The following is a 5,206-nucleotide window of genomic DNA, read 5'->3' as shown; positions in this document are numbered from 1 at the left end:
TTTATCTTCTTTATTGCCCTATTATCTATACGAACGCTTTATTTTGATTTATGCTTTTCAACGCTGGTCAGGGAAATGGGGTTTTATAATAAGGAGTGAGATGTACTAATAGCTTTAAAACGTTATACATAACATTAAGACATTAGTCTTATTATATTACTCCCACTGTATTTCAGCGGGATCGTATTACTATGTCATTTTATGAATATATTTCAAGCCTAAGGATTAAGGTATGAAAAACGCAATTAATGCGCTAAAGCGCAAAGCAAATCAATATCAGGAACTTAAGAAACAACGCGGTGTGACCTTACTGGAAATCATCATCGTGCTGGGCATTATCGGTATTATTGCTGCAGGTGTTGTAATCCTGGCAAACCGTGCCTTTACTGCACAGGATATCAGTGACTTAGCCGATAATACCAACTCAGTGCGGGTAGGGACGACTGAAGCTTATAAAGACAGTGCAGAATACCCTGCGATGGTGAGTGCTGTAGATCTGACTAAGTCGACAATTGGTACTGCAACCGACACGACTGGCTCAATAATTTCTACGTTAGTTAAGATGGGGAAAATTTCTGCGGCTGAAGCCTTCAATGGCATGTCAAATGATGCGTTTGAAATTGGTGGGGTGAAATACGTCTCTGAAGATGCAAAAGCGAAAGGCTTCTACCTGGTGATAAACGGGCTGGAAACAGAAGACTGCCGTAACATTGCTTCCCAGCTGGGCGGACAATGGGATTATGTGGCTTCTGGTACTGCAGCAGCCGGCGCACTCGTAACACCACAACCCGCAGAGTTATCCGGCGAACCTACCACGTCTATTCTCAAAACCCTGACTGCCGATACCCTGAGTCCGACAACCATCGTGGCTGCAGGATTCTGCGATGCATCGACAGGTTCAGATAATGCGCTGATTTTAGGCAGTAAATAATTGTTTTTATGAGTACAGGAGCCTGCGGCCGTTATCGTTGCAGGCTCATTTTCGATGACTTCCATAACGATGGGAATTTTTATGCCAAAGGTAAGCAACAGCAAAGGTTTTACCTTACTGGAAATGATCGTTGTAATGGGAATCATGGGTCTCGTTTTTACTTCATTCGCTCTCTTTAAAAAGAAACAAATAGAATCAGTGGCCAGAGAAAACCTGACCAATATTATTGCGAACGAAGTGCATGGCATGTTGCAATTTATTAACAGGGATGAAATTCAGATTACTGAGGACAGCGACGCTGATGGTGAAATGGATTTCATAGTGAACCCGCTTTTCGACAGAACGATTTCTACAGCTAATGAAAAAGGTAAAACCTATGGCTGGCGTGTAGAGGATCAGGCTTTCAGCACTGACCCGAAAGACACTGACCATTTTATTCAGTGGGATAACACATTGTCTCGTGGTTATTTCACCAGCCATCGCTGTTACAACACGGGCAACAAGAAAGTCGCTGATAAGGAATTCAAGGTTGAAGATTTAGCCTGCAATCAGCCGGCAAACAACCAGGATAAATCTCTGGTATTAGAACGTGTGGATCTGGTGGGTGACGAAGAGACACGGACTATTGATCGCGTTGATTTCTACGTGAGTTTTCATCCGGGAATTAACGGTAAAAATGATATGGATAAATTTACTATCGAAAATTATGCGACAGCGTTTAGTAAAGCATTCACTCATTACGACCTGGCATATCAACACGCTGACTATATCTATCGGCGGGAAGCAAAGGGCACCGATGTAGCAAATTTCGGCACCGGCTGGAAACTGCTGAAAACCCATGACGCGAAGACAGATGACGAAGCGGTACCTTTCGGCAGCATGGTGTCCTACCTCGATAAGATTGATCAAACTGCCGCTCAGCTGGGGGTTAGGTTTAGTTTTAAGGCAGGTCTGGGGAAAGTGATAAAACCCGATGGCTTAGTCGGCGTGGATAAGCTCTGCTGGAATCTTAAAGAAAATATGATGACGCATTGCCTGGAAGTTGAAGACGGTACAGGCCGGAACAATGAGGAAGGCGTCATGCATCTGACGGCCAAAGATGCTAACAACCAAACTGTAACGGGAACATTAATGGCGAATGTTATTTTTGAAGGTGAAGCTTTCGATCCTGAAAAAGGAAATATCATTGCGCTCATGACCAGTCCGGTTGTTTCCTATCAATCCTTTGGCAATAAAAAAGACAGGGGCACTAATGATGTCATTATTGATGACCCGGATAACTATGATAAAAGCGTCACCGATGAGCCGGGGTATATTAAAATTCCGGTGCAAAAATGCCCCTTAGCGCCTCCGGCCCCGGGCAATCCCCAAAATGCGCCGCGAGTACTTTATCCACGGCTGGCTGCTGCAATCTCATCCATTGTCGCTGATGTAGGCAAACAGGGAAACGCAGGCAGCGAAAGTGAAGGCGGGGAGGATTTTTCTGATTTCTCCAACAGCGAAAATAACCGGACAACGACAAAAGGCGTTTTAGATCATTTAAGCGGTGTTGCCGTACAGGTGAATCTCATCCGGGAGAATGACAAGAAAATATCTCCTGACGATTACTGGGTCATCAGCGCCACCAGTGGCGTGTTTGATAATATTTCAGGGAAAGGTGTCAGTGTCATTAATCCAAGTTCGCTTTCAGTTGTGCTGACTTCATGGTGTAGCTCGATCAAACAACCCGCTGCTGGGGCTGATGCCCCCATGCCGCCCTATTAGCGCAACGTAAATGAAGGTACGGCACTGTATTTTTATGAAAATTTCAGGATGAAATAAGATGAAAATTAAAATGATTGGATGCGTTATTATACTGTCCGTGGCTATGGGGCAATATGCACATGCAATGGTCAATGCCGATGGCACTATTTCAGCCACATCTCAAACCCCTTCAGTGAGTCCATCTTCACAAACAGGCCGCAACCCCTTCTCCGGCGGGAATTCTCCCTCGTTGCACATTCCTGCTGAACCTAAGGGCGTCTTATCAACTCCTTTACAAGTGACTTTGTTATTGAATAGCGGTGATCTGCTGAGCCAGGGTTTACAGAAATGGGCCAGGGACTCCGGATATAAATTACTTTGGCAAAGTAAAAGTGATTATTTGATTTTTAGCCCCATCACCCTGACAGGCAAAAATGAAGACGAGGTGCTGACAGGTTTAGGGGATCTTTTTGCTTCTGAAAATTATGGATTAAACATCAAAAACTATCAGAAGAACCGCGTTTTACTTGTTGATGATATGTAACGACTGATTTTCAGGATAAGGATATATGAAAACTAGAATTGGATTAATTACATTGGTATTGCTTATTCAGGGGTGTAACCATGAATTCAATCAGACATTTGCACGTGAAAATGTTAAGGATACATTACCGGGAGCAACTTCTGCAGGAGAAATGAAAGTTAAACCTTATGTGAAATATGATGCTGCTTATTTAGGTAAAAAAGTGGATTACAGTTCTACGCGGCAAACACTGCTCGCTAAAAAAGTTACTGTGAACTCCTATGAACCCACTGATCTGAATACCGTGCTCGATGCTTTACTCGCGCAAACAGGTGTCAGCCATAAAGTAAATTTGGCTTTCCCCGACCAGAAAGGCCTTGAAGGCGGTAAAGTAAACATTGAAGCACACAGCATTAATTTTACAGGGACTTTTGAAGAATTCATGCGCTATGTTTCAGCCCTTTACGATGTGAATACTACCCTTGATGAGAATAATATTCTTAAAGTGGATGCTTATAGCGTGTATGCCATAAAACTCGATTTTTATGGAGAAAATAATAAATTTGAAGCCAGTCTCGATCTTTCGAATGATGCGGTTAGCAATGGGGGACTGAAAGGCAAATCAGAAACTAAATTCGAATCTACATTTTGGGATGACGTTGAAGACATGGCAGAAAAGTATGTCTCAAGCGGCATGTATACCGTATTTAAAGATGCTTCCATCGTAACGCTAACCGGACGGCCGTCAGAATATAAAGCGTTGAATGATGTGTTGCAAAAATACCAGGCTGACAATAATCGCCAATTCATTGTCACCTACAAAATTTTCACACTCAATAAAGAGAAAATGGAAGAGTATGGTGCAGGTCTGAACATGTCCTATATAGACAGCGGTGAAAGCATTGTTATTAATACTGCCATGATGAATACAATGGATAGTGGAATGACGCTCGGTGCGGGTGCTGATCATGCACTCAGTGTATCGGCCAAATTGAACGCACTCTATTCCCTGACGGGCAGTAAAGTTCTGCAGAGCGGGACATTTGTCACCCGTAATAACACGCCGGTACCGCTCAATATGACAAATTCTCAATACTATGTTTCCGGGCGAACACGCACCATTAATAATGATAATGGTCAGGAAGATGTAGAGATCGAAACCTCTGAAATCATTACCGGCACCAGTTTTATTATTACCCCACGGATCAATAAAGACGGGCGGGTAGAAGTCACCAGCGGTTTTACCAAGAGTCAGTTAAATTCTATTGATGTTTTCGACACCGTACAGTTGCCCAATGTGACTACCACCGAGATGTTTAACTCTACAGCGGTTACGCCGGGTAGTTTACTCATGGTCGCGAAGTATGAAATGAATGACCTGAGTAAAAATAAAGAATATCAGCTGTTAGGTTATAGTGAAAATACAGCTGACGATGAGAATACCGTCGTGATGGTTGTGGGTATTGACTATTATCGTGCACCTCTGAATCATTAATTATTGGATGTGACAGTCATGTTAAATACACTATCGCGCAATAACATATTGACCGGTTTAATCTGGGACTTACCCATACACGATAATATGGCGCCGGGATATCTAAAATGGATGGCAAACATACGGCGTAGTCACCGGAGATATATTTATAGTGTTCAGGGGGATGCTGAAGTCAGTGAGCTTATCGGTTATTCTGAAAGAACATCTCCGGGTTGTGAACCTTTTGCTGTCCATCTTAGAAATCTCTATGGTGATGGATTCTATTATTTCTCGGCAGGTAAAGGACAGATTTACTTGCTGATGATCATGGACGGTATCATTATCAGCGGCAGTGACTGTGTTATTACCGAAAATTTCTTTCAGGAAATGGTGGCTTCGTTGCCTGAGTCAAAATACGCCAGACTTCAGGTAACTGAAATTTCATTGGCACAATTAGACACTATTGCTGAATCTTGTAAATCAAATCAGAAAATTTTCAAAAAGAAACAACGTATGTTTTGGAGCGCAGTAGGAT

General features: G+C 42.8%; 5 protein-coding genes. All 5 read left to right on the top strand.

Annotated elements, in window-relative coordinates:
• Window positions 1–232 precede the first annotated feature (232 nt).
• On the top strand, window positions 233–931 hold the full coding sequence (locus J1785_RS03525) for a prepilin-type N-terminal cleavage/methylation domain-containing protein (RefSeq protein WP_217218822.1): 699 nt from the start codon (window positions 233–235) through the stop codon (window positions 929–931).
• A gap of 54 nt (window positions 932–985) precedes the next feature.
• Window positions 986–2,695, top strand: a complete 1,710-nt coding sequence (locus tag J1785_RS03520) for a type II secretion system protein (protein WP_238483059.1) — start codon at window positions 986–988, stop codon at window positions 2,693–2,695.
• A 58-nt stretch (window positions 2,696–2,753) separates the two neighbouring features.
• A complete protein-coding gene (locus J1785_RS03515) occupies window positions 2,754–3,218 on the top strand; it encodes a TcpQ domain-containing protein (RefSeq protein ID WP_238483058.1) in 465 nt (154 codons plus the stop codon).
• A gap of 25 nt (window positions 3,219–3,243) precedes the next feature.
• Window positions 3,244–4,692 (top strand): type II and III secretion system protein, encoded by a 1,449-nt coding sequence (locus J1785_RS03510; RefSeq protein WP_217138177.1) that lies wholly within the window; start codon window positions 3,244–3,246, stop codon window positions 4,690–4,692.
• A gap of 18 nt (window positions 4,693–4,710) precedes the next feature.
• Window positions 4,711–5,206, top strand: a 496-nt coding sequence (locus J1785_RS03505; protein WP_217218821.1) for a pilus assembly protein, incomplete at its 3' end; no start/stop codon positions are given.

This window comes from Rahnella perminowiae (assembly GCF_019049755.1).
Classification (GTDB): domain Bacteria; phylum Pseudomonadota; class Gammaproteobacteria; order Enterobacterales; family Enterobacteriaceae; genus Rahnella; species Rahnella perminowiae.
Note: the sequence above shows the minus strand (reverse complement) of the source record. Positions and strands in the feature narration are given on the sequence as shown.